Origin of the sequence: Campylobacter magnus, assembly GCF_028649595.1 — a bacterium.
Lineage (GTDB): Bacteria > Campylobacterota > Campylobacteria > Campylobacterales > Campylobacteraceae > Campylobacter > Campylobacter magnus.
In genome coordinates this window covers 72,147-95,147 of sequence record NZ_JAQSLK010000004.1, presented here as the reverse complement: position 1 = coordinate 95,147, position 23,001 = coordinate 72,147, and the positions used below count along the sequence as shown (strand labels likewise).

21 protein-coding genes and 1 other RNA gene are annotated in these 23,001 nt (G+C 41.2%); 10 read left to right on the top strand and 12 right to left on the bottom strand.

Going from position 1 to position 23,001, the window contains the following annotated elements; genetic code table 11:
- Window positions 1–3 precede the first annotated feature (3 nt).
- The 7 genes from PTQ34_RS05985 (at window position 4) to recJ (ending at window position 9,468) form a co-directional block, all read left to right on the top strand.
- Window positions 4–2,388, top strand: a complete 2,385-nt coding sequence (locus PTQ34_RS05985) for a hybrid sensor histidine kinase/response regulator (protein WP_273932621.1) — start codon at window positions 4–6, stop codon at window positions 2,386–2,388.
- 9 nt (window positions 2,389–2,397) lie between these two features.
- Window positions 2,398–2,892: a chemotaxis protein CheW gene (locus tag PTQ34_RS05980; protein WP_273930959.1), complete on the top strand. Its 495-nt coding sequence runs from the start codon at window positions 2,398–2,400 to the stop codon at window positions 2,890–2,892.
- Between the two features lie 9 nt (window positions 2,893–2,901).
- Window positions 2,902–3,525 carry a phosphoserine phosphatase SerB gene (gene serB / locus PTQ34_RS05975; protein ID WP_273932620.1) on the top strand — a complete coding sequence of 208 codons (624 nt, stop codon included), beginning with the start codon at window positions 2,902–2,904 and terminating at the stop codon, window positions 3,523–3,525.
- A gap of 52 nt (window positions 3,526–3,577) precedes the next feature.
- A complete protein-coding gene (locus PTQ34_RS05970) occupies window positions 3,578–4,558 on the top strand; it encodes a transaldolase (RefSeq protein ID WP_273932619.1) in 981 nt (326 codons plus the stop codon).
- A gap of 93 nt (window positions 4,559–4,651) precedes the next feature.
- Window positions 4,652–5,806, top strand: coding sequence for a type IV pilus twitching motility protein PilT (locus tag PTQ34_RS05965; protein ID WP_273930962.1), 1,155 nt, complete (start codon window positions 4,652–4,654; stop codon window positions 5,804–5,806).
- A gap of 412 nt (window positions 5,807–6,218) precedes the next feature.
- Window positions 6,219–7,838, top strand: coding sequence for a CTP synthase (locus tag PTQ34_RS05960; RefSeq protein ID WP_273932618.1), 1,620 nt, complete (start codon window positions 6,219–6,221; stop codon window positions 7,836–7,838).
- Window positions 7,828–9,468, top strand: coding sequence for a single-stranded-DNA-specific exonuclease RecJ (gene recJ, locus PTQ34_RS05955; RefSeq protein WP_273932617.1), 1,641 nt, complete (start codon window positions 7,828–7,830; stop codon window positions 9,466–9,468). The genes PTQ34_RS05960 and recJ overlap by 11 nt, the downstream gene beginning before the upstream one ends.
- 611 nt (window positions 9,469–10,079) lie before the next feature.
- Here the strand turns inward: recJ and topA are convergent.
- Together topA and PTQ34_RS05945 are read right to left on the bottom strand one after the other, a co-directional pair.
- A complete protein-coding gene (gene topA, locus PTQ34_RS05950; RefSeq protein ID WP_273932616.1) occupies window positions 10,080–12,167 on the bottom strand; it encodes a type I DNA topoisomerase in 2,088 nt (695 codons plus the stop codon).
- Between the two features lie 307 nt (window positions 12,168–12,474).
- Window positions 12,475–13,107: a non-canonical purine NTP pyrophosphatase gene (locus PTQ34_RS05945; RefSeq protein WP_273932615.1), complete on the bottom strand. Its 633-nt coding sequence runs from the start codon at window positions 13,105–13,107 to the stop codon at window positions 12,475–12,477.
- Between the two features lie 103 nt (window positions 13,108–13,210).
- Between PTQ34_RS05945 and PTQ34_RS05940 the strand changes: the two genes are divergently transcribed.
- The 3 genes from PTQ34_RS05940 to PTQ34_RS05930 all read left to right on the top strand — a co-directional run bounded on the left by PTQ34_RS05940 (window position 13,211) and on the right by PTQ34_RS05930 (window position 15,442).
- Window positions 13,211–14,275 carry an LptF/LptG family permease gene (locus PTQ34_RS05940; protein WP_273932614.1) on the top strand — a complete coding sequence of 355 codons (1,065 nt, stop codon included), beginning with the start codon at window positions 13,211–13,213 and terminating at the stop codon, window positions 14,273–14,275.
- Between the two features lie 19 nt (window positions 14,276–14,294).
- Window positions 14,295–14,615, top strand: an RNA gene (gene rnpB, locus PTQ34_RS05935) — RNase P RNA component class A.
- Between the two features lie 248 nt (window positions 14,616–14,863).
- On the top strand, window positions 14,864–15,442 hold the full coding sequence (locus PTQ34_RS05930) for a nitroreductase family protein (RefSeq protein WP_273932613.1): 579 nt from the start codon (window positions 14,864–14,866) through the stop codon (window positions 15,440–15,442).
- Between the two features lie 288 nt (window positions 15,443–15,730).
- On the opposite strand, the gene PTQ34_RS05925 is transcribed toward PTQ34_RS05930, so the two are convergent.
- The 10 genes from PTQ34_RS05925 to PTQ34_RS05880 form a co-directional block, all read right to left on the bottom strand.
- A complete protein-coding gene (locus PTQ34_RS05925; RefSeq protein WP_273930970.1) occupies window positions 15,731–15,910 on the bottom strand; it encodes a highly acidic protein in 180 nt (59 codons plus the stop codon).
- Complete coding sequence (locus PTQ34_RS05920) at window positions 15,907–16,524, bottom strand: carbonic anhydrase (RefSeq protein ID WP_273932612.1); 618 nt, start codon at window positions 16,522–16,524, stop codon at window positions 15,907–15,909. The genes PTQ34_RS05925 and PTQ34_RS05920 overlap by 4 nt, the downstream gene beginning before the upstream one ends.
- 12 nt (window positions 16,525–16,536) lie before the next feature.
- On the bottom strand, window positions 16,537–17,898 hold the full coding sequence (locus PTQ34_RS05915; protein WP_273932611.1) for a M14 family metallopeptidase: 1,362 nt from the start codon (window positions 17,896–17,898) through the stop codon (window positions 16,537–16,539).
- Complete coding sequence (locus PTQ34_RS05910; protein WP_273932610.1) at window positions 17,895–18,998, bottom strand: 1-deoxy-D-xylulose-5-phosphate reductoisomerase; 1,104 nt, start codon at window positions 18,996–18,998, stop codon at window positions 17,895–17,897. Before PTQ34_RS05910 ends, PTQ34_RS05915 begins: the two co-directional genes overlap by 4 nt.
- Window positions 18,995–19,756 (bottom strand): phosphatidate cytidylyltransferase, encoded by a 762-nt coding sequence (locus PTQ34_RS05905; protein ID WP_273932609.1) that lies wholly within the window; start codon window positions 19,754–19,756, stop codon window positions 18,995–18,997. Before PTQ34_RS05905 ends, PTQ34_RS05910 begins: the two co-directional genes overlap by 4 nt.
- Before the next feature lie 60 nt (window positions 19,757–19,816).
- On the bottom strand, window positions 19,817–20,272 hold the full coding sequence (locus PTQ34_RS05900) for an RDD family protein (protein ID WP_273932607.1): 456 nt from the start codon (window positions 20,270–20,272) through the stop codon (window positions 19,817–19,819).
- A gap of 313 nt (window positions 20,273–20,585) precedes the next feature.
- Window positions 20,586–21,194 carry an orotate phosphoribosyltransferase gene (pyrE, locus tag PTQ34_RS05895; protein WP_273932606.1) on the bottom strand — a complete coding sequence of 203 codons (609 nt, stop codon included), beginning with the start codon at window positions 21,192–21,194 and terminating at the stop codon, window positions 20,586–20,588.
- On the bottom strand, window positions 21,191–21,748 hold the full coding sequence (gene frr / locus PTQ34_RS05890; protein ID WP_273930977.1) for a ribosome recycling factor: 558 nt from the start codon (window positions 21,746–21,748) through the stop codon (window positions 21,191–21,193). Before frr ends, pyrE begins: the two co-directional genes overlap by 4 nt.
- A gap of 9 nt (window positions 21,749–21,757) precedes the next feature.
- Window positions 21,758–22,174: a preprotein translocase subunit SecG gene (gene secG, locus PTQ34_RS05885; RefSeq protein ID WP_273932605.1), complete on the bottom strand. Its 417-nt coding sequence runs from the start codon at window positions 22,172–22,174 to the stop codon at window positions 21,758–21,760.
- Between the two features lie 11 nt (window positions 22,175–22,185).
- Complete coding sequence (locus PTQ34_RS05880) at window positions 22,186–22,908, bottom strand: Bax inhibitor-1/YccA family protein (protein WP_273930979.1); 723 nt, start codon at window positions 22,906–22,908, stop codon at window positions 22,186–22,188.
- Between the last annotated feature and the right edge of the window lie 93 nt (window positions 22,909–23,001).

Genomic DNA, 23,001 nt, shown 5'->3' with positions numbered 1-23,001 from the left:
TAGATGGATGATATGCAAGAACTATTAGAAGATTTTCTGGTTGAGTCCTTTGAGCTTATCGAGCAGATCGATCACGACCTAGTCGAGCTTGAGTCTAATCCAGATGATCTAGAGCTATTAAACAGAATTTTCCGTGTTGCGCACACCGTAAAAGGAAGCTCATCATTTCTAAACTTTGATACACTAACTGAGCTTACTCACCATATGGAAGACGTGCTAAACAAAGCACGCCACGGCGAGCTAAAAATCACCGCTGATGTAATGGATGTGGTGCTAAAATCAGTAGATATGATGAAAGGACTGCTTGTTAGTATCCGTGATAACGGCAACGACTCAAGCTCAGGCATTGATATTTCTCAAATCTGTCTGCAACTAACTGCTATCAGCGAGGGTCAATCATCTGCTAGTGCCACGCCAGCTGCCGCGCCAGCTACTACACCTGAGCCAGCACCAGCGCCTGAGCCAGCCACGTCAGCCGCTGCTGATATACCACCATCTGCTATACCAGATGATGTTGATCCAAACACTCTAAGTGAAGATCAAGTAAATGCTGAGATAGAAAGACTGCTAAAAGTCCGTAAAGCAGAAGATGAAGCGCGTCGTGCTGCAAAAGGAAGTGGCGGTGGAACCACACCAGCTGCACCTGCTGCACCAGCTACCGCTCCAGCCGCTGCCCCTGCAGCCCCTGTGGCTGATAAACCAGCCGCTGCTGCTAAACCAGCAGGTGATGGGGCAAATGCACCAGCAAAAGCAGGCGCAAATGCTTCTGATCAAACAATTCGTGTTGAGGTTGGCAGACTAGATTATCTAATGAACCTTGTTGGAGAGCTAGTTCTTAGCAAAAACCGCTTGCTAACTATCTACAACGATGTTGAAGAGCGTTATGATGGTGAGCAGTTCCTAGAAGAGCTAAACCAAGTTGTCTCAAGCCTAAGCCTAGTTACAACTGATGTTCAGCTAGCTGTGATGAAAACTCGTATGCAGCCAGTCGCAAAGGTGTTTAATAAATTCCCTCGCGTGGTGCGTGATATAGGTCGTGATCTAAACAAACAAATAGATCTAATCATAAGCGGTGAAGAAACCGAGCTTGATAAATCAATCGTTGAAGAAATCGGCGATCCACTAACTCACATTATCCGCAACTCTTGCGACCATGGTATAGAAGATCCAGCTACTAGAAAAGCAGCTGGCAAGCCAGAAAAAGGAACCATAGAGCTAAAAGCGTATAATGAAGGTAATCACATCGTTATTGAAATCATAGATGATGGTAAGGGAATTGATGCTGATGCTATTCGTATCAAGGCTGTTGAGCGTGGACTAATTAGCGAGAACGAAGCTGATACTATGAGCAATAAAGAGATTTATTCTATCATTTTCCGCCCAGGTTTTTCTATGGCGGCAAAGGTTACGAATATCTCTGGGCGTGGCGTTGGTATGGATGTTGTTAAAACAAATGTTGAGAAACTTCACGGTGTAATTGACATTGATAGCGAAGTTGGCAAAGGAACTACTTTAAAACTAAAGATTCCTCTAACCTTGGCAATTATTCAATCGCTACTAGTAGGAACACAAGAAGAAATCTATGCTATTCCACTAGCAAATGTTAATGAGACAGTTCGTGTGCCAGTAGATAATATCTACACAATCGAGGGCAAAAATGTTCTTCGTCTAAGAGATGAGGTTCTTAGCCTTGTGCGTCTAAGCGACCTTTTTGGCGTAAAACAAGTGCTTGAAAGTGGCGATCAAACCTATGTAGTAGTTATTAGTGTGGCTGAGACTAAGCTAGGAATTATCGTTGATAATCTAATAGGACAAGAAGAAATCGTTATCAAATCTCTTGGTAGCTACCTAGCAAATATTGATGGTATCGCAGGCGGTACAATCCGTGGTGATGGTAGAGTAACACTGATTGTAGATGTTGGCGTTATCATGGATATGGCAAAAGAAGTTAAAGTAGATATCAAATCAAGCATGAGCGCAGAAGCTACACAAAAAGCAAAAGAAAGCCCAGCTGATTACAAAGTGCTAGTTGTCGATGACTCAAAAATGGATAGAACCATCATCAGCAAGGCTCTAGCGCCAACTGGTATCACGCTAATAGAAGCTACAAATGGTCTAGAAGCGCTTAATATCATCAAAAGTGGCGAGCATGCCTTTGATGCTGTGCTTATCGATATCGAAATGCCAAAAATGGACGGCTATACCCTTGCAGGTGAGATTCGCAAGTATTCTAAATACCGCAATCTACCGCTTATTGCTGTTACAAGTAGAACTAGCAAGAGTGACCGCCTAAGAGGCGTAGAGGTCGGCATGACTGAGTATATCACAAAACCATACTCAGGTGAGTACCTAGAAAATGTTGTTCGCAAGAACATCAAGCTACCATAAGGAAGCAACATGGACAAATTAAACGAAGTTTTACAAAAGCAAAAACAACAAATCACAAACCCCGTCCAAGTAGACCCTGACGAGGTTGAGCAATTAGTAGGCTTTATTGTTGGAGAGGAGGAATACGCGATTCCAATTCTTTATATTAAAGAGATTATAAAGCCTATTGAGTTTACTCGCGTGCCTGGTGTGCCTGAGTTTGTTTTGGGCGTATTTAATATGCGTGGAAATGTAACGCCACTAATAGACTTACGCATTATGTTTGGTGTCCAAAACCCAAAAATGACAGATACCACTCGCTATATAGTAATGGTATATGAAGATAATGTCGCAGGCTTTGTGATTGACCGCTTAACTGAGGCAATAAGAATGAAAAAAAGCAAAATAGACACTCCGCCAGAGACCTTGCTACACGCAAAAGGTATGATCGCTGGAATAGGCAAAAGGGATGATAATATCCTTACTATCCTAAAAGCCGAAGGGCTTTTAAAGCGTGATTTTTAAGGATTTTAAGTGATTAAGCTTTGTGTTTTTGACTTTGATAGCACGCTTATGGATGGCGAGACTATAGCCTTTTTTGGCCAAGCTGTGGGAAAAATGGATGAAATCTCAGCTATCACAAAGCGTGCTATGGCTGGCGAGCTTGATTTTTACGAGAGTTTAAAAGAGCGAGTTAAATTTTTAAAAGGCGTAGAGGTAGCAAAAATAGAGCAAATCGCTCATTCTTTACCTTTTATCAAAGGCGCAGAGCAAATCATAAAATATCTAAAAGAAAAAGGAATTTTAGTAGCTGTTTTCTCAGGTGGCTTTCACATAGCCACAGACCACGCTCAAAGCTTGCTTGGCTTTGATATAAACTTCGCAAATGAACTTCACTCAAAAAACGGAGTGCTAAGTGGCGAAGTAGGTGGCGAGATGATGTTTGGCGACTCAAAAGGCAAAATGCTAAAACGCTTAAAAGGCCTTTTGGGGCTTGATAGTAAGCAAGTCGCTGCCATAGGCGACGGCGCAAATGATATTTCTATGTTTAAAGAGGCTGGCACTTGCGTGGCGTTTTGCGCAAATGCTGTGCTAAAATCAGCTGCTACTCATATCATAGATATCAAAGATTTAACAGAGCTTAAAAAGATTTTATAAAGAATTTGATTTTTAAATAGGGAATTCTAGAGTTCTCTGTGAAGGACATTAAATGAACTTTTCATTATGGTGCGATTATTTAGAAAAAGATTTTATAAATGGCGATTTTGCTAGCATGATAAAAGAGGGCAAAATCTCAGGTGCTACGACAAATCCAGCGATTTTCAAAACTGCTTTTGAAAGTGGTGCATATAGTGAGCAAATCGCTAGTCTAAAAGGCAAAAAAGAAGCAAAGAAAATTTATGAGCTTCTAGCTATGAATGATGTCAAAAACGCTGCTTTTAAACTACTTACAAACTACGCAAATGGTGAAGATGGCTTTGTTAGCATTGAAGTTAGACCTGAGCTTTTTGATGATGAGGTGGGCAGCCTAGATGAGGCAAAGCGTATTTTTAATACTATAAAAATGCCAAATGTCATGATGAAAATCCCAGCAAACGAACAAGGCTACTACGCAATGCGTGAGCTAGTAAAACGGGGTATAAATGTAAATGCAACCTTAGTTTTTAGCCTAGAGCAAGCAAAAGAATGCCTAAAAGCCTTTGAAAAAGGGCTAAAAAGCTATAAGAAAAAATTCCCAAATACAAAAGAGCCAGAGTGTGTAATCAGCGTGTTTGTAAGCCGTTTTGATAGAGAGCTTGAAGAAAGCCTTAAAAAAGCAGGTTTAGATCACATGAAATACGGCATTTACAATGCTACTTCTATCTACTATGAGATAGAGACTTATGGGCTAAATAATGTTCGCACGCTTTTTGCTAGCACTGGTGTAAAAGGTGGCAAGGCAAGCCCTGATTATTACATCAAAGAACTAGCCTTTGAGCGCTCGATAAACACAGCTCCACTTGATGCGCTAAAAGCCGCAAATAGCATAAATGTAATAGCTCCAGCCTCAAAAGAGGTCATTGAAGAGTATTTTGCCAAAGCAGCTGCAGCTGGCATAAACCACGAAAAAGTCTGCGCTAAGCTATTTAGTGATGGCATAAGTGCTTTTAAAGAAGCCTACGCACAAAGCATTAACGCTTTACAAGCCTAGGCATTTTTATAAGGAATTCTAGAGTATGAAATTCTAGAATTCCCTAAAATTTTCTAGAATTCCTAGATTAAAAAATATATAAAAGGTAAAGTTTTGGCAGTAGATATTTCAAAATTAGATTTTAAACTTCGTGATGAGCTAAATGGCTACCTTGAGGAGCTAGTGCGAGACGGCGGCAGCGACCTTCATGTAAAATCAAACTCAGTTATCCGCAAGCGTGTAAATGGCGAAATGGTGCCAGTAGAAAACTCTCGCTTTCTTTCTACCCCAGAAGGACTTACTCTAGCAAAAGAGCTACTTCGTGGACGCTTTGATGAGCTAGTTGAAAATAAAAGCGCAGATTTTATCCACAAGCTAAACGAAGATTACCGCTTTCGTGTAAATATTTTCTTTCAAATGGATGGCGTCTCGGCTGTGTTTAGAACTATCCCAGTTAAGCTTCCAGCCCTTGAAGACCTTGGGCTTCCATCAAGTGTAGTAAAGCTCTGCGATACAGTACATCGTGGCATCGTGCTAGTAACTGGCCCAACAGGCTCAGGTAAATCAACCACGCTAGCAAGCATGATAGATCGCATAAATAAAAAGCGCAAAGCTCACATTATCACGATTGAAGATCCAATTGAGTTTATCCACAAGGATATAAACTGCCTTATAAACCAGCGCAGCGTTGGCCAAGACGCCACCAGCTTTGCAACTGCGCTAAAAGCTTCTTTGCGTGAAGACCCTGATATCATCCTAGTAGGTGAGATCCGTGACTATGAGACTATGAATATCGCTCTTATGGCAGCTGAGACTGGACACTTGGTGCTTAGCACCCTACACACCAGAGACTCACAAGAGACTGTAAACCGTGTGCTAGGCATGTTCTCAGGCTCTGAGCTAGAGCGTGCGAAAATGGCACTTGGCTCAGCGATTCAAGGCATTATCTCTCAGCGCCTTTGCCAAAAGATTGACGGAGGCCGCGTAGCAGCTGTAGAGATCATGCTCCAAACCCCTCGTATCAAACAGCTAATCCTAAAAGGCCGCCAAGATGAAATTCTAACAGCCATCACAGAAGCTGGCGCAAATAGCGGTATGCAGACCTTTGATTCAGCCTTGCTAAATTTATACAAAAATAACATCATCACCCGTGAAGAGGCGATGAACTCATCTACTACGCCAAATGACCTTGCCATCTTGCTTCAGCAGGCAAGCGCAGCAGCGTTTGAGAGTGGGATGAGAGAGATCGGGCTAAAAGACCTAGACTAACAATACATAAAGGCTCAGCTCTTGCAGCACTACTAAAATTCTGCGCACGGCTTGATAAAGATCTGTTCTATCTGCGCCTGCGCACCGCAGATTTTTAGCACAGCAGCACCTTTGCGCTAGAATTGCCTTAAATCTAGGAATTCTAGAATTCCTAAATCTAGAATTCCTATAAGTTTTTTATCCCTAGGGAATTCTAGAATTCCTAAATCTAGAATTCCATATAGAGATCCCCCAAAGGGGCTGGGGATGACATAGTAGGGAATTCTAGAATTCCTACAAATCTAGAATTCCCTAAACTAGAATTCTAGAATTCCTATAATTTAGAATTCCGCAAATCTAGAATTCCCTGCTTTTTAAGTCTATTTTAGTTTGCTTTGCTATAATTTCACACAAAAATTCAAAGAGAAAATCCATGCAAACAAAATACATTTTCGTAACCGGCGGCGTGCTAAGCTCACTAGGCAAGGGCATCGCAGCAGCCTCTATCGCAACTTTGCTAAAAAGCGCAGGACTAAAAGTAAGCATACTTAAATGCGACCCTTACATAAATGTAGACCCAGGCACGATGAGTCCACTTGAACACGGAGAAGTTTTTGTAACTGATGATGGGGCTGAGACTGACCTAGACCTTGGGCATTATGAGCGTTTTTTGGGCGAAAACCTTAGCCAGCTAAACAACTTCACCACAGGCAGAGTTTATAGCTCAGTCATAGAAAAAGAGCGCAGAGGCGACTACCTTGGCAAAACCATCCAAGTAATCCCACACATCACAGGCGAGATAATAAGCCGCATAAAAGACGCAGGTGAGGGCAAAGATATCTTAATCGTTGAAATCGGCGGCACAGTAGGTGACATCGAGGGCTTGCCGTTTTTAGAATCAATCCGTATGCTAGGCGGCGAGCTAGGGCATGAAAATGCTATGTTTGTTCACCTCACGCTAGTGCCATACATAAAAGCAGCCGGCGAGCTAAAAACAAAACCCACCCAGCACAGCGTAGGCGAGCTTCGACGCATAGGCATCATCCCTGATATGCTCATTTGCCGCTCAGAACAAAGTCTAGGCCGTGAGCTAAAAGACAAGCTAGCTGCAAGCTGCGGCGTGGCAAAAAACTGCGTTATAGAAAGCTGCGATCAACCTAGCATTTATCAAGTCCCACTTAGCTTTGAAGCGCAAGGAATTCTAGATGCTATTAGCGGCAAGCTAGCTCTTGGTGAGCTTAGAGCTGATATGAGCGAGTGGAACGAGCTTGTTAAACGAGTAGTAGCCCCAGCACATGAAATCACAATCGCCTTTGTCGGTAAATACACAGATCTAAAAGAAAGCTACAAAAGCCTAACCGAGGCTCTCATCCACGCAGGCGCAGCCACTGATACAAGAGTAAATTTAAAATGGGTAGATAGCGAAAAACTAGAGCCAAACACAGCAGAATCTATGCTAAAAGACTGCGCTGGCATTTTAGTAGCTGGTGGCTTTGGGCTTAGAGGCGTTAGCGGTATGATGGAGGCAGCCAAATACGCAAGGACAACAAACACACCTTATCTTGGCATTTGCCTTGGCATGCAAATTGCGCTTATTGAGTTTGCTCGCTCGGTGCTTGGCATAAAAGATGCTAGCTCGGCTGAGTTTGATAAGAGCTGCAGTGAGCCTGTGATTTATCTAATAGATAGTTTCATTGACGCAAGTGGCGCAAAACAAATCCGCACGCATGTAAGCCCACTAGGCGGGACTATGCGCCTTGGCGGCTATGAGTGTCACTGCGCCCCTGGCTCGCTACTTAGCAAATGCTATGGTGGCGCAAATCTTATAAAAGAACGCCACCGCCACCGCTACGAGGCAAATCCGCTGTATAGAGAACGCCTTGAAAATGCTGGTATGAAAATCAGCGGTGAGAGCGATGGGCTAATAGAAGCTGCTGAAATTCCAGAGCATAAGTTTTTCTTAGGTGTTCAGTTTCACCCAGAGTTTACCTCTCGTCTAAAAGAGCCAAATCCAGCGATTTTGGGCTTTATAAAGGCCTGTTGTGCTAGATAAGCCAGCAGTAGCTAAGCTACTCTCGCAGCGTTTTGCTAACGACAAGCACACTAGCCTTTCACAGCTGCCTTTGCCACACACTATGAGTGGGGCAAAAAATGCTGCTAGCATAATCGCTGCTAGCATTAAAAATAATGAAAAAATCGCTATTGTAGGGGATTATGACTGCGATGGGGTTTGCTCATCTGCGATTTTGGACGAGTTTTTTTGCGATATAGGCTATAAAAACCACAAGGTAAAAATACCAAATCGTTTCAAAGACGGATATGGGCTAAATGAGAGCATTGTTGGCGAGCTAGATGTCCAGCTTATCATCACAGTAGATAATGGTATAACTGCCTTTGAAGCTGCAAATGAGTGTAAAAAGCGTGGCATAAAGCTAGTTATCACAGACCACCACATGCCTCTTGATGAGCTGCCGCAGGCTGACGGGCTAGTTGATCCGCAGTGTAAGGACAATGAGTTTGCCTTCAAAGAAATCTGCGGCGCACAAGTAGCGTGGTATCTAGTAGCTGCGCTAAAAGACGAGCTTGGGCTAGTAGGCTATGAGCTTGGCAAGTTTACTGACCTGCTAGCGCTTGCCATCATCGCTGATATGATGGAGCTAAAGGATATGAATAGGGTTCTAGTGCGAGCTGGGCTAAGGCAAATAAACTCTTTTGCGCGTCCGTGCTTTCGTGCTATTGCTAGGCTAAGTGGCAAAGAAAGCTTTGCTTTTAAAGAAAGTTTTACTTTTAAAGAAAGCAAAGCTTTTAAAGAAAGTAAAGCTTTTAAAGAAAGTTTTACTTTTGATGATATTAGCTTTCTTATCACGCCGCTTATAAACTCAGCTGGGCGCATGGATGATGCTACTGTTAGCTTTGAGTTTTTGCGATCAAGAGATTTGCGCTGTGCTGAGGGCTTGCTAGCAAAAATCAGCGAGTGTAACGCCGTGCGAAAAGAGCGTGAAAAAGAGCTTTTTGAGCTTTGTGCTAAAAGCGTGAGCGAAAATGATAAGGTGGTTGTAGTCTGGGGTGAGGGCTGGCATGAGGGGGTGATTGGCATCGTGGCTTCTCGCCTAGCAAGGCTGTATAAAAGACCTGCGATTGTATTTAGCATAGATGGGCAAAGAGCCAAGGGCTCTGCTAGAAGCGTTGGAAAGTTTGATATTTTAGCGCTTATTTCATCGTGTGAGAGCTTTCTTAGTAGTTTTGGTGGGCATAAGGGCGCTGCTGGGCTAGTGGCCAAGCCTAGCAAGCTAGCCCAGCTAAAAACAGCACTAAATGAAGCCTGTAGCAATGTAGATTTTAATCAAATTAGCCACGATGATTTGCTAGGCGATATTAAAGCTGATTGTATTGATAGTGAGCTTATGGATATCATCGATAGTTTTGCGCCTTATGGCAGTAAAAATCCAAAGCCAGTTTTTGCTCTACGCTGTGCGCTTGTAGTGGGCGTAAATACTATAGGCTCTGAGGGCTTGCACCTGCGCCTTGTGCTAAAGGCGGATAATCGCTGCTTTGAGGCGGTGTATTTTAACTTTGAGAAAAGACCTGCTATGGGCGTTAGGATAGATGTTTTATTTACCTTAGGCAGAAATTATTTTAGAGGTCAAGAAAGCCTTCAACTAATCATCCAAGAGATTTTATAAGCAAATTTATACTACTAAAATCTAGAATTCTTAATCTAGAATTCCCTAGGAATTTTAGATTTTTTTAGAGAACTTACGCTAGGAATTTTAGAATTCTCCAAAACTAGAATTCCTTAAACTAAAATTCCTATATTAAATTCCCTAGGAATTCTAGAATTCCCTTAAACTAGAATTCCAAAACTAGAATTCCAAATCTAGAATTCTTATATTGAATTCCCTAGGAATTCTAGATTTTCTGGGGGTTAAGGGGGTGTCTTTTAAGGAATTCCAGAATTCTTAAACTAGAATTCCCATATTAAATTCCCTAGGAATTCTAGATTTTTTAGAGAAGTTACGCTAGGAATTTTAGAATTCCTAAATTTAGAATTCTTAATCTAGAATTCCTAAACTAGAATTCCCATATTAAATTCCCTAGGAATTCTAGATTTTCTGGGGGTTAAGGGGGTGTCTTTTAAGGAGAATTCTAGAATTCCTAATCTAGAATTCCCCAAAGAGAATTCCAAAACTAGAATTCCAAAACTAGAATTCCTTAAACCAGAATTCCTTAAACCAGAATTCCTGAGTTAAAAATACCCCCTAACCCCCAAAAATCCTAGGAATTCTAGAATTTCTTATGAAATCTGCGTTTTGTATTTACAAGCAAGGCACTCGTGGAAGTTGCCTTTTTTAAGCTCTTTTAGCACCATAGGCTCGCCACACTGCGGGCAAGACGCGCCTGCTGGCTTGTAGTTGCTAGTATAATCGCACTTTGGATAAAGCGAGCAGCCATAGAACTTGCCCCTTTTGCTGCTGCGCTCTACGACCTCGCCTTTTTGGCATTTTGGGCAGGTGATGCCTGTGCTGGCGGCTTGTTTTTTAGTGCTTTGGCTGCTGTTTTGTTCGCTAGCTATGTTGCGTGAGTACTTACACTTTGGAAAGCCAGAACAAGCAATAAACTCGCCAAAGCGGCCCGAGCGTTTTAGCAAGTCTTTGCCACACTGCGGGCATTTTTCGCCGATTAGTTCGCGCACTTTTTGGCTCTCAATTGCGGTTTTGCCCTCGCTGATTTTGGCTATAAATGGCTCGTAAAACTCGCCAAGCACCTTTTGCCAATTGGCACCTTTTTCAGCGATATCATCTAGCTTTTTTTCAAGATTGCTTGTAAAGTCGCTATCTACGATGTCTGTGAAGTTTGCTTCTAGCATAGCTGTGATTTTAAAGGCGATTTCATTTGGCACTAGTTGCTTGTTTTGCGTGCTGACATACTCACGGCTTGTTAGTAGCGTGATGGTTGGGGCGTAGGTGCTAGGACGGCCGATCCCTAGGCTTTCAAGTTTTTTTACAAGACCTGCCTCGCTGTACCTGGCTGGCGGTTCGGTAAAATGCTCTTCTTTGCTTGATTTTTGAAGTTTTAACTCTTCTTTTAAAGACAGCTCAGGCAAGATCACATCTTTTTCGCTGCTAGCCCAGAGCTTAGAGAAGCCATCAAATAGCGTTTTTCGCCCAGATATTTTTAGCTCGCACTCGCCTCCGTCTACGCTTACCATTTGATTTAGCGTGATTTGCGGGCTCATTTGGCTAGAGACAAAGCGGTTATAGATAAGCGTGTAGAGCTTTAAAAGGTCTTTTTCTAGGTATTTTGCAGCGATTTGTGGGGTAAACTCTACATTTGTAGGGCGGATCGCCTCGTGGGCTTCTTGTGCGCCTTTTGCCTTGCTAGTGTATATATTTGGCTTAGGCGGCAAATACTCTTTGCCAAACTCACGCTCAATAAACTTAGCCGCAGCCTCTCTTGCTTCTTTTGCGATATTTAGGCTATCTGTTCTCATATAGGTGATTGCGCCCATTTGTCCATTTGGGGTGTTTACGCCCTCGTAGAGTTGCTGGGCTAGCGCCATGGTTCGCTTAGGGCTAAAGCCAAGGCGGTTGCTCGCACTTTGTTGTAGTGTGCTAGTCATAAAAGGCGGATTTGCTGTGGTTTTACGCTCTTTGCTTTCTATTTTGCTTATGCTAAAGCTTGATTTTTTAAGGCTTGCTAGTATCTCATCAGCCAGCTCTTCGCTTGAAATATCAAGCTTATCAAGCTTTTTACCCTTAAAAGAGACAAGCGTGGCTTCAAGGTCAGTTTTAAAAAGAACTTCAATGCTAAAGTATCTTTGTGGCACAAAGGCCTGAATTTCACGCTCTCTGTCTACGATAATTTTTAGCGCAGCACTTTGTACGCGGCCTGCGCTAAGTCCGCTTTGGATCTTTTGGCTTAGAAGTGGACTTAGCTTGTAGCCAACGATACGGTCAAGCAAGCGGCGTGCTTGTTGGGCGTTTACGCTTGCCATATCTAGGCTGCGTGGGTTTTTTAGTGCGGCATCTATTGCGCTTTTTGTGATTTCGTGAAATACTATGCGAGGCAGTTTTAGCGGGTCTTTGCCGATGGCTGCTGCGATGTGAAAGGCTATGGCTTCACCCTCTCTATCTTCGTCCGTTGCTAAGTAGATTTTATCTGCGCTTTTGGCTTTTTCTTTGATTTCTTTTACTACTTGGCTATGGTCTGCTGTAATGCGGTATTCTGGGATGAACTCGCCATCTTCAATCTTTATGCCAAAGCTTGATTTTGGCAGGTCGCGGATGTGTCCTAGACTAGCGATTACATCATAGCCACGGCCTAGAAAGTTTTTTATGGTTTTTGCTTTGGCTGGGGATTCTACTATTATTAGCGTGCTCATTTTTTACCTTAAAATTTTTTGCGAAATTGTAGCACAAAATCTAGAATTCTTAGAAAATTTCAAGGAATTCTAAATTTATTTTATAGGGAATTCTAGTTTTGGCTTGGGAATTTTGAACGGAATTTTGAATGAGATTGCTTCGCTTCGCTCGCAATGACGGCGATTTTAGACGGAATTTTAAATGAGATCCCCCAGTCAAGCTGGGGGATGACACAAGGCTTAGGGAATTTTGAATGAGATTGCTTCGCTTCGCTCGCAATGACGGCGATTTTAGACGGAATTTTAAAAATCTAGGGAATTCTAGATTTTAGCCTTTTGCTAGGGCTTTTAAATGTGGTAAAATCGCTCTTAGAGCTTGCGTGCGGTGGCTTAGGGCTTCTTTTATCTGCTCGCTTAACTGCCCTATGGTAAGCTCATAGCCTTGTGGTATAAACATAAAATCATAGCCAAAGCCGTTTTCGCCACGCTCATCAGCAATAGCACTTCCGTGCATAAAGCCTAGCTCCACATGCTCGCTAAAGCCACCTATATCGCTAATAGCAGCAATTGCTGCTGTGTAAAAGGCAGGCGAGCTAAAAACGCCTTTTTTATCAAGCTCGCTTTTTAGCTTGGCTCTGTTGCTAGCTTCTGTTGGATGCTCTACTAAGTCGCTACTATATCTTGCTGAGTAAATCCCAGGCGCGCCACCAAGGGCTTTGACGCTAATGCCACTATCATCGCTTAGAATAATAGCGTTTTTTAAAGCCTCAGGATTTTGGCTTTTTAGTGCCTTATAGACAGCGCGCGCTTTTATAAGGGCGTTTTCTTTAAAATCAGCGCCGTTTTCTTCTATCTCAAAAGGGGCGATAAACTCGCTGTAATTTCGCACCTTGAATTCCTTTAAAAAATCTTTAAACTCTCTTAGTTTTCCTGCGTTTGAACTAGCTAGAATAATTGTCATTATGTGCCTTTTTGCTAGAAATCTAGCGAAATTTGCTCGCAATTTTAGCCAAAATTATGAATAATTTAGCTAGAATTTGCTCTATTTTTTAAAAGAAATTAAGATGAAAGTTTTTATAAAGTATATTAGTTTTATTTATTTAAAGTATTTTTTTATCGTTTTTTTAGCCTTAGAGCTGTTTTTTGTAGCTATTGATGTGCTAAATAATCTTGCGCTACTACCAAAAAGCGCAAACTTAGCAGTGCTTTTTGTGGTGTTTTCTGCTGCTTCTGCGGTGCCTTTTTTGCTTCCGCTCTCGCTTGTTTTTGCGCTTATTATTTCGCTGATACTGCTGCTTAGAAGTGGCGAGCTAGTGGCTTTTTACGCCCTTGGGGTTAGTAAAAATGCTCTTATTAAACCTGTTTTTATTATCTCTTGTGTGATTACAGGGCTTTTTGTGCTACTTCAATGCACTCCAGCAGCCTATGCAAAGGATGTAAAAAACTCCATTTTAGAGCTTAATTCAAAAAACTTTTTTTCTTTTAACTCAGCTTTTATCAAAAACAAAAATAACTTTATATATTTTGCCACCATAGATGAAATGAACAAAACCGCACCTTTTGCCTATATTTTTGAGATTGAAGATGCTAAGCTTGTAAAAAAAGTGCTAGCTATGGATGTGAGTTTTAGCAAAGATAAATGGATAGCTAAAACTGCCTACACTCAAATTTTGCCAACAGACCTAGCGCTTGGTAAAACTGCGCTTAGCTATGAGGCAAATATGAATTACGAGGTGCTTGAGGGCTTTGAGCCTAGGCTTCTTTCAAACCTAAACCGCTCAGCTACTTCGTATTCTATCATCCACGCTATAGCTACGATATATCAAACAATAGGCGATGATATAAATATAGCACTTATTAAAACCTCGCTGTATCTTTCTCTTTTTTTCCCATTTTTTGCGCCTTTTGGCTTGCTAGCACTTTATTACTACGCCCCTGCTATACCAAGGTATAGCAATCTTGCTTTGCTAGGCTTTGGCTTTGTGATATCTACGCTGTGCGTGTGGGGTCTGCTTTATGCGCTATCTCGCCTTAGCAGCTCTGGGACTTTAAATGCTGAACTAGCAATAATTGCGCCTATTGTAGTGCTTGGCAGCTTTGCGTATATAAAATTTCGCCAAGCTCGCTAAAATTGTGCTATAATTGCGCTTGCTGTGGCAAGTAGTCGCTACAAAAGTAGAGGAAAGTCCGAGCTGCATCAGAGCAAAGCTACGCCTAACAGGCGTCGGGCGAGAGCCTAGGGATAGTGCAACAGAAAGCAAACTACCAGCAATGGTACAGGTGAAACGGCGGGGTAAAAGCCCACCAGTGCGCAGGCAAGAACAAGCCACGCAGCTATGTAAACCCAGCTTGCAGCAAGAAGCGGTGGTAAAGCTCTGAGATTTTACGCTTCGCTAGATCCCTTTGGTGACATTGGGGCGAGATAAATGGCTACATAAACAGAACTCGGCTTATAGTCACAGCCCTGCTTGCCTCTCTTTGGCATCTGTACTAAAAGTTCGTTTGTGCTTCGTTTGACGCACTACTAGTGCGCCTACACTCGCACTTCACTCACTTTTAGCACATCTGCTCAAAGATAGACTAAGCAGATAGATATGTTAGTGGCTCGCTTGATGAACTTTTGTTTTTATCTGCGCTCGTGCTAGCTCCTAGCACATCTACCTACGCTAAAGCGCAAAAAGACTATGTTTTTAAGCTTGGCAGAAAAAGGATAATAAATGGATATTTTTGAAGCTATAAACTCTCGTCGCTCGGTTAGAAAATATAAAAATACTGAAATTTCTAAGGCTGATTTAGAGCAAATCCTAAATGCTGCTTGTATGGCACCAAGTTCAAAAAACACGCAGCCGTGGTATTTTGTAGCGGTGCGTGATGAGAGCGAGAAAAGCTATATTCTGGGCATTATGCAGCAAGTCGCAGCACAGATGAAAGCACCGCTTGAAGAGTATTTTAAGGAGCATCCTGATGTAGCAGCGCAGACTTTAAGCTTTATAAAAAGTCTTGGCGCAGCTAGCGTTTATGTGCTGGTTTTTTCTCAAAAGCCCTATGATGAGAGTAGCGAAAGTGCCCTTACACAAAGCATCGCAGCAGCTGTGCAAAATTTGTGCCTAGCTGCTAGCGGGCTTGGGCTTGGGACTTGCTGGATGAGAGCGCCTATAAATGTGGGCTTTGCGCAGACTTTTAAAGACCGCTACGCAAAAGATAAAGGTCAAATGCTAGCTATGCTAACCCTTGGCGTCCCTGATGAATCCCCAAAGGCCCTAAAGCGCAAAGATGATAGATATAAAATAATCTAGAATTCCCAAAGAGAATTCCTCAAAGAGAATTCCTTAAACTAGAATTCCAATCTAGAATTCTTAAACTAGAATTCCTATTTTCGCTTCGCATCCGCTGGTTGCTTAGTTTTTGGGGGTTAGGGGGTATTTTACCTAGGAATTCTAAAATTCCCTAAAGAGAATTCCTAATCTAGAATTCCTAAAGAGAATTCTTTAAACTAGAATTCCTAAACTAGAATTCCAAAGATAAAAAATACCCCCTAACCCCCAACCAGCGGATGCGAAGCAAAAAAAGTAATTTTAATCTATTTAGTACTCATCTTCTTCGTCGCTGCCATCATCATACTCGTAGTCATCATCGTCGTAATTATAGCTTTTGCCACTGCTAAAATCATCGTCAAAGCCGTCATCTTCGTCCTCGTAATCCTCGTTATAACGGCTGTCTTCTTGTCCCTCTATATCCTCATCAAAATCATCATAATTTCTCATTTTTGCTCCTTATTTAGTAGTATAAACTCGCCATTTTTGTAGCTAAAAACCTCGCCAGTTTCTATTATATAATGCCAGCCAAAGAGCTTTAGCTCGCCCTTTTCTTCACGCTCTTTTACCTGCGGAAAGGTGCGCAGATTTTCTAAACTTTGTAAAATACAAAGCCTCTCAGTAAGCCACGCACGCTCTTCAAGCGGAGCATCAGAGTTTTGTATTTCGTGCTTTACATCATCTAGCTGGCGCAGCCAGTTTGCTACGCTTGGCATATTTTCTAGCTTTTTTGGATGCCAGATAGCCTCACAACCACCACAATTGCTATGCCCACAAACCACGATATTTTCTACATTTAAAGCAATTATCGCATAAGCAATAGCACTAGTTGTAGCCAAAAACTCATCTTTTAAACGGTATTTTGGCACTATATTTGCTACATTTCGTACGACAAAAAGCTCTCCTGGCAGGGTCTGGGTGATAAGAGTTGGCACCACACGAGAATCAGAACAGCCAATAAATAGCGTGTGTGGATTTTGAGCTTGTTTTAGCTTGTTAAAAAGCTCTTTGTGCTCGTTAAAGCCTGTGTGCATAAAGCGAATTGCGCCTTCAATTATAGACATTTACTTCTCCTTTTAGCCTTGCTTGATACTTAGTGCCTCAAGCCTAGCAAATTCTACCAAAAACATACCTAAAAACTTGTCTTTTTTGCCGCTTTCTTGCTCATAAAACTCTACTCTAAAAATCTTACCAGCCTTATCAATGCTGTAATTTCTTTGTATATCTTTTTTGGTGATTTTTACATCAGTTTCTTTTTTGCTAGGATTTTCATAGCCTATTACATTTACACGCACATTTTTTTGTGAGTTTATGATTATATTATCATCTACGTGGATTTTGCTACCAAAGGTAACAATCTCATCTCGTCCATCTACTTTAACACTAGCAGCAGGCAAACTATGACCAAACTCAAAATACTGTGGCCTAATGCTTGTAAGCAGTCTATTTCCATAATAAATATTTGTCTCTTTGCCCTTTTTGCCTTTGCGTGTTTCATCTACGATAGCAACAAGCGGATTTTGGCTTTGATAATTACTTGAAAACTGCTGATTTATCGGCGTTGGAATGTAGTTTATACTAGCTCTTGGATCTTTTAGGGCAAGCAAGAACCTATCATCAAAAAGGCTTAGCCTAATCTCTTTTTTCATTACTTCTTTTATACCTTTTAAGCTTAGTTCAAAAGAACGCTCAAACTCCACTCCAGCTATACGCATGTACTCTTCAAGGGCGATAAGATGATAGTAGATGCGAGTGTAGACATCTAGTTCTTTGCTAGCTTCATTTGCATAAGCTGGCTTGTTTTTTGTGATAGCAAAGTAGGTTAGAGAGTTTAGCTGCTCGGCATCTTTGCTACCTTTTTGGGCGGTGTGTGTGTTTTTTAGATGATAGATATGTTCTTTGTCTTTGATTTTTTCATTTATTGTTTTTACTATGCGGTTTGCGTTTATTTCAAGCTCGCCGTATTTAACGCCTTTTAGCTCGCTTTGGTCTATTATAGCGCAGTTTCCCCACCTAGCAGGGCTGTGTTTAGCATCTATAAACTCTGGTCTATAAAAGCCGCTACCATCGTGTAAATGCACGACAAAAGCTACTTCTTTGTGCGTAATGATATCTTTGATGAAATTTACTGCTTTATAATCAGGGTCTTCTGGACTGATTTTAGCAAACTTTCTATTCATATCTCCAGCTGCGCCACGATTATTTTTTACTATGCTTGGAAAGTTTAGATTTGGCACGACCCAAAGTGCGCCTTTTGTTACATTATACTCAGTTGCTAGCAGATTTGCGCTAAAAAACCCGCCTGGCTCGTCGCCTTGTATGCCTCCTATTACTAGCACGGCTTCTTTATTTTCCTCGCCTTTTTTAATAAGCGAAAAGCTAGGTTCAGCCAAAACTAAGCTAAAAGCAAAAAGAGCTAAAAATATATTTTTTATCATTTTAAAACTTTCCTTATCATCAAATCAGCCTCTAAAACATCTTCAAATGATGAAATATCTATATTATTATATTTTTCATATATTTTTAAAATGTTTTTAGCAATATCACCAAAGGCGCATTTGCCTGCTAAAAATCTAGCTACCATTACATCATTTGCAGCGTTTATTATCACGCCTGATTTTGGCTTTTTTAGCACTTCATTTTTTAGGCTAAATATAGGATATTTTTTTAAAGATATTTTCTCAAAAGTAAATTTTGCCCCCAAAAAATCAAAATCAGGCAAAACTTGCTTAGTTTGACTAGGAATTCTAGAATTCCCAGCCAAACTAAGCGCATGCGCAATAGCTAAGCGCATGTCAGGCAAGCTAATATGCGCCGTGCTAGAGCCATCATCAAAGCTAACTATTGCATGAACCTTGCTAGTTCGCTCAATAAGCGCATCTATGTTTTTTATACCATAAAGATGATAAGCCTCAAGCACCTCAAAAAGCTTATTTGCCATGCTAGCGCTATCAATTGTGATTTTTGCGCCCATATTCCAGTTAGGATGTTTTAGGGCTTTTTTGCGGCTAAGACTAGCTATTTTTTTGGGGCTTTTTATATCCACTACTGCCCCGCCTGATGCTGTAATAATAAGCCTTTTTGGCTCTGCTAGCTTACTGGAAAGCAAAAACTTTAAGCCAAAATGCTCGCTGTCAATTGGCGTGATTTTAGCAGTGTCTAAAAAAGCCCCACCAGCTACTAAACTTTCTTTATTTGCTAAGGCTAGATTAAATCCTAACTCCCCCGCTAGCTTGCTAGGCACAAGCCCCCCAAAGCCCACAAGTGCGTTTATTAGCGTGGTTTTACTAGAATCGCACTCGCTAGCACAAGCCCTTAGAAATTCTCTTATATCGCCACAAAATACACGGCTGTGATTTACAAATTTTGCTAATTTTTTATCTTTTATAAAAACTAGCTTTGGTGCAAAGTCTTTAATCTGCGCATTTAAAAGCTTGTAGTTTGATGCGCAGGCTAGGGCTGTTACGCTAAGTCCATACTCCCCGGCTAGGTTAAGGGCGTTTTTGCCGATGCTGCCGGTGCTTCCTAAGACTATCAAGCAAGCACCACCAACATAGCAATCGCGCCAAAGAAAATCGCATCAAAGCGGTCAAGCACGCCACCATGCTCGCCTAAAATCTTGCCGCTGTCTTTGACATCGCTAAGACGCTTTAAATAACTCTCAAACAAATCGCCAAACACACCAAACACGCACGCTAGCACACTAGCACCAAGTGCTACAAAAAAGCTAACATCTACAAAAATACTAGCATAAAGCGCGCCTGCAAAACTACCCAAAATAACGCCAGCCAAGGCACCTTGGATACTTTTATTTGGACTTGCTGGGCTTAGTGAGCGCAAGATATCAGGCTTTTTAAGGCGCAAAATTTTGCCACAAGCAAAGGCTGCTGTATCGCTCGTAGCTACGGTGATCACAAGCCAGACAAGGCAGAGCATGCCACACTCGTTTAATAGCGCAAATAGCGCAAAAACAGGCGCAGCTGGATAGAGAAAAGGCAAAATCAGCTTTGGTTCAGGGCTTTTTACAAAAGCTACGCCGCCAGCTACAAGGCAGAGCATAGTAAGCATAGCAAAAAGTGGATTTAAAAAGATTGAAAAGCTAAAAAACACAAGGGCGATGATGATTAAAAACTTTTGATTTAACCCATAAAGCGGCAAACTCTCATACATCGCCACGCATAAAAGCAGGGCAAAAACTGCGAAGTTTAGCCAAAAGCTATCAAGCACAACAAGCACGCTAAATGCTATTATAAGCAAGGCTGCGACTATTATTCTATTAAGTAAAGAAGCAAACATCTTTTAAACTTTCTTTATTGATTTTTTAGGGGCTGATTTTAGCCAAATTTTGCTTAAAAATCAGCTTTTTTGCTCGGTTTTTATCACTACAATTGTGCGAGAAATAATGTCGTGTAAGGCTCTTTTGTCCTTGCGAAAAAAGGCTATTATCGTCCCACCAACTACAAAAAGCATCACAAAACAAATATAACGCAGCAAATACTGATGAAAGGCTGCCTTTTTGCCGCTACTATCAACTGCGTAAATGCCTTGGGCTTTGTATCCAGGACTTGCGGCAGTTTTGGCAAAAAACAGCGATTGAATCAGCCCAAAAACAGCCCAAAGTACAAAAATCGCAAGCTGATTTTGCTGAAAATCATCTTTGCCATTTAGCACGATATAAGCAGTAAAATAAAGTAGCGGCGCAGCTATTAAAAACATATCAATAATAAAAGCTTTAAAGCGCAAAATAAGTGGGGCTGGTTTTGCTTTTTGACTTGATTTTGGGCTGTTTTGTGTGCTTTTAGTTTTGTTCATTTTAGCCCTTTAAAATGCTTTTAAAAATCTAGAATTCCTAGGATTTTAATGCTAGGAATTCTAGATTTTGCTTTTAGGGAATTCTAAATTCCATTTTAAGAATTTCAATTTTGCTTTTACGGAATTCCAAATTCCGTTCTAGGAATTCTAAACTCTATTTTAAGAATTCTAAATTTTTATTCTAGGAATTTTAAATTCCATTTTAAGAATTCTAAATGTTTATTAAAAAGTCCTAGGAATTCCAATTTTGCTTTTATGGAATTCCAAATTCTATTTTAGGAATTCTAGTTTTTTATACTAGGAATTCTAGATTTTAGTTGCCACGGCTTCCTGGTTTTATAGCCTTAGACCCACTTTTACACAGCGGACACTCATCAGGCGTAAACATAGCAAAACCAAACTCGCCAAGGGCAAAAAATGGCTTATCGCTAGGTAATTTGGCATTTGGAGCTTGCTTTTCTAAGCCACCCACCATTTTACAAAAACCTCTACTTGCTAAGGCAGCATATCCTACTACCTCTCCGCCAAGGCTTTCAATGATTTTTGCGCTCTCCACTGCTGAGCCACCAGTTGTTATCACATCTTCGCAGATAATGAATTTCTCGCCTTTTTTTACCTCAAAGCCACGGCGCAGAGTCATTTGCCCATCTACTCGCTCTGTAAAAATAAAGCGCTTGTTACCAGCACGAGCCAGCTCATATCCAGCTAGAATTCCACCAAGCGCAGGCGAACACACACTCTCAAAGCTAATCCCAGCATTTTTTATCACGCTAAAAAGCTCATTAGCTAGTTTGCCAGCCAAGGCTGGATTTTCAAGCACTTTTGCACTTTGTAAATAAAACTGCGAGTGATTGCCACTACTTAGCAAAAAATGCCCTTCTAAATACGCTCCAGCCTCTTTATAAACACTCTCTAAGTTCATATTTTCATAAGCTCGCTTTCTTTATGTGCTACAAGCTCATCTATTTTTTCTATGAACTTATCAGTTAGCTTTTGGACATCGTCATAGCCACGCTTGATCTCATCTTCGCCCATGCTTTTATCTTTTTCTATTTTTTTGATCTCATCATTTGCTTCTTTGCGAACATTACGAACTGAGACCTTGGCTTTTTCGCCCATTGCTTTGGCTTCTTTTGCGCTTTTTTCTCTATCTTCTTTTGTCATCGGTGGGAAAAAGAGTTTCACACACTCGCCATCATTTGTAGGATTTACGCCAAGATTTGCCGCTGCTAGCGCGCTAGTTATATCTTTTAGCATTTTTTTCTCCCACGGAGTGATAGCTATGGTGCTAGCATCTGTTGCAAGCACGGTAGCTACTTGATTTAGCGGGGTTGGCGTGCCGTAGTAGTCTACTGTGATATGATCTAAAATCGCAATATTTACCTTACCAGAACGCAGCGTGCCAAAATCACGCTTTAGAGCCTCTAAGCTTTTGTTGCCGTGTTCTTCTTGGTTTTTTAGTATTTGTGCTATCATTTTTTATCCTTATTTTGTGGCATTTGTATCAGTGGTGTTTGTATCAGCACTTGGGGCTATAGATGTTTGATTTTCATCCACTGCTTGTGTTTGGTTTGTATCCATCACAGGCGCAGCTGGCGCATCGCTAATAGGCGCAGCCGGTGCAGCATCAGGTACTAGAGATTTAAACTCTTTGCTTTGCGTAAGAGACCCGCGCAAGCTTTCATTGTATGTATAGCCAAGTGCGATAGTATTTAAGATAAAGAGCGCACCTACTAAAAAGGTAAACTTAGCTAAAAAGCCAGCTGGTCCTTTTGCGCCAAAAAGGCTTTCATTGCTACCAGAATACGCACCAAGACCGATAGAACTTGACTTTTGTAGTAAAATCGCAATAGTTAGCACGATAGCAAAAACAAATTGTAAAACCAAAAATAAAGTACTCACGGCAAAACCTTTTATTTATTGTTATTTAGTGCGCCTAGAATGTGAAGTAGCGATATAAATAGATTTAGTATATCAAGATATAGCGAAACTGCTGCTAGCACAGGGCTATCATATGCGCCACGAATGATGTTTTGAGTATCATATAGGATATAACCGCTAAAAATCAAAGCACCTGCACCAGAAACAGCAAGGCTAAGCATAGAACTGCCTACGAAAATATTAATTAGTGATGCTACTACAATTACGATTAAAGCGATAAATAAAAACTTGCCCATTGCGCTAAAATCACGCTTGGTATTCATAGCAAATACACTAAGTCCGCCAAAAGCCACTGTTGTCATCAAAAAGGCTTGTGTGATAACATTTCCCATACCTGCACCGATATAGCGAGCAAGCGTAGGGCCAAGAACAAGTCCGCTAATGAAGGTAAAAGCAAAAAGTAAGATTAAAGCTAATTTTGCGTTTTTTCTAGCATACATAAGCCCAAAAAGACAAGCAAACTCAGCAATAACTGCTATCCAATAAGCCCCACCGCTTAGCAAAGATGCGCTATTTGTGCCGATATACGCACCAGCTGTGGCAGCTAGCAAGCTAGCAGCTAGTAGTTGGTAAGTTTGTTTTACAAATGTAGCTCTTGCGCTTGTTGCCTCTCTTTGTGCGCTTTGTTCAAAAGCACCACCAAATGCGCTGCTCTCATAGTTATTTTGAGGCATATTTCTATTGTATAGACTCATTTTTACTCCTTTGATTTTTTTAGGGCTATGAATTTAGCAGAAATTTCTAAATTTTTGGTTAAAAAATCTAGAATTCCTAGATAAAAGGCTAAT

Coding starts and splice junctions, on each gene's coding strand:
- PTQ34_RS05985 (WP_273932621.1), top strand. CDS start 4: ATGGATGATATGCAAGAACTATTAGAAGATTTTCTGGTTGAGTCCTTT.
- PTQ34_RS05980 (WP_273930959.1), top strand. CDS start 2,398: ATGGACAAATTAAACGAAGTTTTACAAAAGCAAAAACAACAAATCACA.
- PTQ34_RS05970 (WP_273932619.1), top strand. CDS start 3,578: ATGAACTTTTCATTATGGTGCGATTATTTAGAAAAAGATTTTATAAAT.
- PTQ34_RS05960 (WP_273932618.1), top strand. CDS start 6,219: ATGCAAACAAAATACATTTTCGTAACCGGCGGCGTGCTAAGCTCACTA.
- topA (WP_273932616.1), bottom strand. CDS start 12,167: ATGAGCACGCTAATAATAGTAGAATCCCCAGCCAAAGCAAAAACCATA.
- PTQ34_RS05945 (WP_273932615.1), bottom strand. CDS start 13,107: ATGACAATTATTCTAGCTAGTTCAAACGCAGGAAAACTAAGAGAGTTT.
- PTQ34_RS05940 (WP_273932614.1), top strand. CDS start 13,211: ATGAAAGTTTTTATAAAGTATATTAGTTTTATTTATTTAAAGTATTTT.
- PTQ34_RS05930 (WP_273932613.1), top strand. CDS start 14,864: ATGGATATTTTTGAAGCTATAAACTCTCGTCGCTCGGTTAGAAAATAT.
- PTQ34_RS05925 (WP_273930970.1), bottom strand. CDS start 15,910: ATGAGAAATTATGATGATTTTGATGAGGATATAGAGGGACAAGAAGAC.
- PTQ34_RS05920 (WP_273932612.1), bottom strand. CDS start 16,524: ATGTCTATAATTGAAGGCGCAATTCGCTTTATGCACACAGGCTTTAAC.
- PTQ34_RS05915 (WP_273932611.1), bottom strand. CDS start 17,898: ATGATAAAAAATATATTTTTAGCTCTTTTTGCTTTTAGCTTAGTTTTG.
- PTQ34_RS05905 (WP_273932609.1), bottom strand. CDS start 19,756: ATGTTTGCTTCTTTACTTAATAGAATAATAGTCGCAGCCTTGCTTATA.
- PTQ34_RS05900 (WP_273932607.1), bottom strand. CDS start 20,272: ATGAACAAAACTAAAAGCACACAAAACAGCCCAAAATCAAGTCAAAAA.
- pyrE (WP_273932606.1), bottom strand. CDS start 21,194: ATGAACTTAGAGAGTGTTTATAAAGAGGCTGGAGCGTATTTAGAAGGG.
- frr (WP_273930977.1), bottom strand. CDS start 21,748: ATGATAGCACAAATACTAAAAAACCAAGAAGAACACGGCAACAAAAGC.
- PTQ34_RS05880 (WP_273930979.1), bottom strand. CDS start 22,908: ATGAGTCTATACAATAGAAATATGCCTCAAAATAACTATGAGAGCAGC.